Origin of the sequence: Caloranaerobacter ferrireducens, assembly GCF_001730685.1 — a bacterium.
Taxonomy (GTDB): Bacteria; Bacillota; Clostridia; order Tissierellales; family Thermohalobacteraceae; genus Caloranaerobacter; species Caloranaerobacter ferrireducens.
Window position 1 is genome coordinate 1 of sequence record NZ_MDJR01000018.1, and the last position, 3,736, is coordinate 3,736.

Here is a 3,736-nt window from a genome sequence, read left to right on the forward strand (position 1 = left end):
TCAAACAAATGGTCTCTTTGAAACATATAGCCTATTTCTTTATTTGTCTTTTCAACTTTTTTACCATTAATAACTACTTCGCCCTTAGAAGGTTCTAAAAGTCCAGCTATTATAGATAAAAGAGTTGATTTTCCACACCCACTTGGACCAACTAAAACTACTATTTCTCCATGATAAATATCAAGAGTAATATTTTTTAAAGCATCAGTTTCCCCATCTATAGTGTGATAAATTTTACTGACGTTTTTAATTTCTACAACTTTTTTTCTGTTCATTTATATGCCTCCTTGAGGAGAAAATTAGCATGATTGCATATATTATTTTATTCAGTAAATATAAAAGGTGTGATAAGTTAAGAATAAAATCTTTTAATACGATTCATTAGAAAGGGAGATGAAATGAAAAATCAAGAAATTGAAGTTATTATTAATACTCCAGATGAAGAAATATTACAAGAAATGATGGCTAAGGCAATAGCGAGTATTGTTGTAGAGAAAATCAATAATATATATGCAACTAAAATAGAATTGTTGTATGAAAAGATATTTGAAAATAAGTAAATAAACTAAGTTATTGGAAGGAATTGGGTATCTTGATATAGAAATACAGACATATTAGTTTATGTTTTTATATAATGATTTTTCTTAGGTTTGAGTCAAGGGGGAAAGTTTATGAAAAATAATAGCATTAAATCTAAATTTATAATAACTATCACTGTAGTTTCTTTATTATTTAATTTTTATTTATTTAAGCAAAATTATAGGAAACATGAAATAATAATTAAGGAATATACCGATGAAATACTTAATGCAAAAAGCTATCTACGGGATGCATATAACCAATTTAACAATATTTCAGATATCATGACAACAAAACGATTATATACTTTGCAAAATAATTTAGAATCTGCACAAGAATATTTGTATAGGTTTGGTAGATATTTCAACTATACTGGTGAGAAATCTATGTCAGGGTTTACGTTTGGTAGAAGGTATCTTGATGCTTATATATATACTGTAGAAGAGTGGATTGAAGCTGTTGAGGATAAGAATAGCAAAGAGATTCTTTCTGTAGATGAGTTAGAGTCATTTAAAAAAGATTTGAAAAATATTATAGATAAACTAGATAATAAATTTCTGAAAAAAGGAGAAAATTACTATTATTATTCAATTGATGATTTAACTTATTATGAGCTTCATAACATATTTGAAGAATTAGTTAAAGAAACAAGTAATGAGAGAATAAATTATTACTTAAAAACATTATTAGAACTGTGATAGGATAAGATAACAGATAAGTTGAAAGGAATTGGGATAATGAAAAGACTACTTAAGTTTATTTCTTTGTTTATTTTACTTGGTGCTTTAAATTATGGTTTTGATTATGTATTCAGACCTTCAAATGTCAATTTATATAGAGAATTTTCTATTGCTTTGGGTGTGGCTTTTGGTATCACTTTTATTGATGTTATATTTAAAAAGTAAATATAACAAGAAAATAAGATTAGCCTATATCTTAATTGCTGAATAAATTAAGATATAGGCTTTATTTTTTAAGGGAATTTACTATTTATGTACTTTTAAGGTTAGAAGAGACTTTATCTTCAATAATATTAAACTTAAGTTCTTCAATAATGTGGTTAGTAATGTAATCAATGACTTCTATTCTATAGTTATATTTTGCAGTTACAGCTAAATATGTAGTAAAGATTTCATTGAGTTTTTCATTTATGTAATCAATCTTTATATTTTCTAATTTATTTACCCAATTCCACATATATATTAGGCATGTCTGATATCCCCTTGGTAAGGAGTATTGACAGAAATAAGGATTATATACGGATGTTTTGGTGGGAACATAATATAATAATAACGCTGATTAATTAGAAGGAAATGGCAAATATGATGTAGAATTAATGATAATGAAATATTTGAAATATTTATGGCATTACAACTTACTAAGGAAATTGGATTGAGAAATATTATAGTTATTGATGATGTTATAATTGATGAAAGCAATGCTGGAGGAATTGGTTGTTTTATAATCTTAGTTAATGGTTAATATATATAGTATTGATTAAATTGATGATATTAATTTTATTACAAGTAGTTTCAATCTCCGTTATAAGAACAAATATAATAGCAATTTAAAGAAATATTAAGAAAAACGGAGATAATTAATAAAATATAGGAAGAGGAGGTGAAAATGAAAAACCGTATTAATAAGTTTATTATTATTTTGTTTTGTATTTTTATATTTTTATTATTCAGTATTTATAAACATGAATTTGTACTTATGTCGGCACCTATACTCCATAAATTTGAAATTGATGAAAATTATTATTTAGGATATTTTTTAGAATCTAAGGGTTTTTTAACACCTGTTTTAAAAGATGCTAATTTTTTAAAGAAAGATGGAACAATATTATCAAAGAAAAGTAAAGATGAATATTTGATAGATGTTTTAATAGATACAAAAAATCACACTGGTATAGTTAGAGAAAATGATATTAGTAAAAAAATAAATAATTATATTCCAATTGATAATTATGTTGTAAAAAATAAAACGTTAAATTTAGTATTTAGATTTAAGATTAAGAAAGAAGAAGCTTTTAAAGATATTGAAGCAATAATATTAGATTATACAATCTTGGGTTTGAAAAGAAGGAGTATAATAAAAATTGAGAGTCCGGTAGTTTCTGTAAACTAAGTGAGAAAAATATTAGATTTGATTATTAAAATTAATACTGAAAGATAGGTGAGTAATTATGTACGAATTTTATGATATAAAAAGAACTTTCGACTTGTTTTACGTAATTACAGCTTATTTTTTCTTTGCATTTCCTATTTTGGGTAGTGTATATTTTTACTTAAAATTAGACAATAAGATTGATGAAAAAACTAAACTTAAGGTTTTTCAAAAAGTTATTATTTTATATACAATATTATTTTTTATAGGAGCAATATCCAAAATTTGATTTAGGTAAATAGTCTACAAAAATATATAAAATATGGTTTAACATTAGACGAGTTAATGAATTTTTATAAGAAACTTATATGTGGATTTAGAGCACCTTTTAGAAACAGAAGAAGACCGAGTGAATAAGTTTTATTTAATGTAACGTTAGAAATTATATAATTTAGGAGAGGAATACAATGCTTAAGAAATTATTATTATTTTTGCTAGTTATTATTCTGGTAATATTTGTAGGAAATGTAATATATAATTATAATACTTATTTTTTTGACCTATATACATTTAAACAGGACCATATTACTTATTTACCATATACAGCTTACAAAAAAAGTATAGGATATACATTAACAGATAATTGTGTACAAGATAATATAAAAATTTTATTCAATGATGATAAAATTAAATTTATATATACCGAATTTAAAAAAGGAGAAGTTTTGGGCAATAGTGTTGAGCATCGTTCGCTTAGGAAGAAACCAAAAGGAGTTATTATTATATATTCTGATGTAGATAATAAAGAGGGGATGGCAATAATTGTTTCTCAGATTATTTGGTATGGAGAAGACTATGATTATGTAAAAGCTTCTGGTGAATTTGAAGTAAAGGGAGAAAAAATTGTAGGATATTTATATATTAGAATGACTCCTGAGTTAAAAAATTTTTTAGTGAAAAATTTAAGACCTAAGTTCTGTACAAACAAAACCATAATGTTTTCATAAAAATTCTATATCCTAATTAAAGCAGCTCTTTGTCTCATGCC

The 3,736-nt window shown here is 24.4% G+C and carries 8 protein-coding genes; 6 read left to right on the forward strand and 2 right to left on the reverse strand.

Annotated elements, in window-relative coordinates; all coding sequences use genetic code 11:
• The coding region (locus BFN48_RS11960) for an ATP-binding cassette domain-containing protein (protein ID WP_141706179.1) at positions 1-275 on the reverse strand (275 nt) is incomplete at its 3' end.
• 123 nt (positions 276-398) lie between these two features.
• On the opposite strand from BFN48_RS11960, the gene BFN48_RS12515 reads away from it, so the two are divergent.
• The 3 genes from BFN48_RS12515 to BFN48_RS12520 all read left to right on the forward strand — a co-directional run bounded on the left by BFN48_RS12515 (position 399) and on the right by BFN48_RS12520 (position 1,484).
• Complete coding sequence (locus BFN48_RS12515; RefSeq protein ID WP_176718881.1) at positions 399-560, forward strand: hypothetical protein; 162 nt, start codon at positions 399-401, stop codon at positions 558-560.
• A 111-nt stretch (positions 561-671) separates the two neighbouring features.
• A complete protein-coding gene (locus tag BFN48_RS11965; RefSeq protein WP_069651116.1) occupies positions 672-1,277 on the forward strand; it encodes a hypothetical protein in 606 nt (201 codons plus the stop codon).
• A 39-nt stretch (positions 1,278-1,316) separates the two neighbouring features.
• Entirely contained in the window at positions 1,317-1,484 is a 168-nt protein-coding gene (locus BFN48_RS12520) for a hypothetical protein (protein ID WP_176718882.1), read from the forward strand.
• An 85-nt stretch (positions 1,485-1,569) separates the two neighbouring features.
• Here the strand turns inward: BFN48_RS12520 and BFN48_RS11970 are convergent, their stop codons facing one another.
• Positions 1,570-1,776: a hypothetical protein gene (locus BFN48_RS11970; protein WP_069651117.1), complete on the reverse strand. Its 207-nt coding sequence runs from the start codon at positions 1,774-1,776 to the stop codon at positions 1,570-1,572.
• A gap of 429 nt (positions 1,777-2,205) precedes the next feature.
• Here BFN48_RS11970 and BFN48_RS11975 point away from each other — a divergent pair, with 429 nt between their 5' ends.
• The 3 genes from BFN48_RS11975 (at position 2,206) to BFN48_RS11985 (ending at position 3,695) form a co-directional block, all read left to right on the forward strand.
• Positions 2,206-2,709 carry a hypothetical protein gene (locus tag BFN48_RS11975; RefSeq protein WP_069651118.1) on the forward strand — a complete coding sequence of 168 codons (504 nt, stop codon included), beginning with the start codon at positions 2,206-2,208 and terminating at the stop codon, positions 2,707-2,709.
• A gap of 58 nt (positions 2,710-2,767) precedes the next feature.
• Entirely contained in the window at positions 2,768-2,977 is a 210-nt protein-coding gene (locus tag BFN48_RS11980) for a hypothetical protein (RefSeq protein ID WP_069651119.1), read from the forward strand.
• 178 nt (positions 2,978-3,155) lie between these two features.
• Positions 3,156-3,695: a hypothetical protein gene (locus tag BFN48_RS11985; protein WP_069651120.1), complete on the forward strand. Its 540-nt coding sequence runs from the start codon at positions 3,156-3,158 to the stop codon at positions 3,693-3,695.
• The last annotated feature ends 41 nt before the right edge of the window (positions 3,696-3,736 follow it).

Coding starts and splice junctions, on each gene's coding strand:
- BFN48_RS11970 (WP_069651117.1), bottom strand. CDS start 1,776: ATGTGGAATTGGGTAAATAAATTAGAAAATATAAAGATTGATTACATA.
- BFN48_RS11980 (WP_069651119.1), top strand. CDS start 2,768: ATGTACGAATTTTATGATATAAAAAGAACTTTCGACTTGTTTTACGTA.
- BFN48_RS11985 (WP_069651120.1), top strand. CDS start 3,156: ATGCTTAAGAAATTATTATTATTTTTGCTAGTTATTATTCTGGTAATA.
- BFN48_RS11975 (WP_069651118.1), top strand. CDS start 2,206: ATGAAAAACCGTATTAATAAGTTTATTATTATTTTGTTTTGTATTTTT.
- BFN48_RS12520 (WP_176718882.1), top strand. CDS start 1,317: ATGAAAAGACTACTTAAGTTTATTTCTTTGTTTATTTTACTTGGTGCT.
- BFN48_RS12515 (WP_176718881.1), top strand. CDS start 399: ATGAAAAATCAAGAAATTGAAGTTATTATTAATACTCCAGATGAAGAA.
- BFN48_RS11965 (WP_069651116.1), top strand. CDS start 672: ATGAAAAATAATAGCATTAAATCTAAATTTATAATAACTATCACTGTA.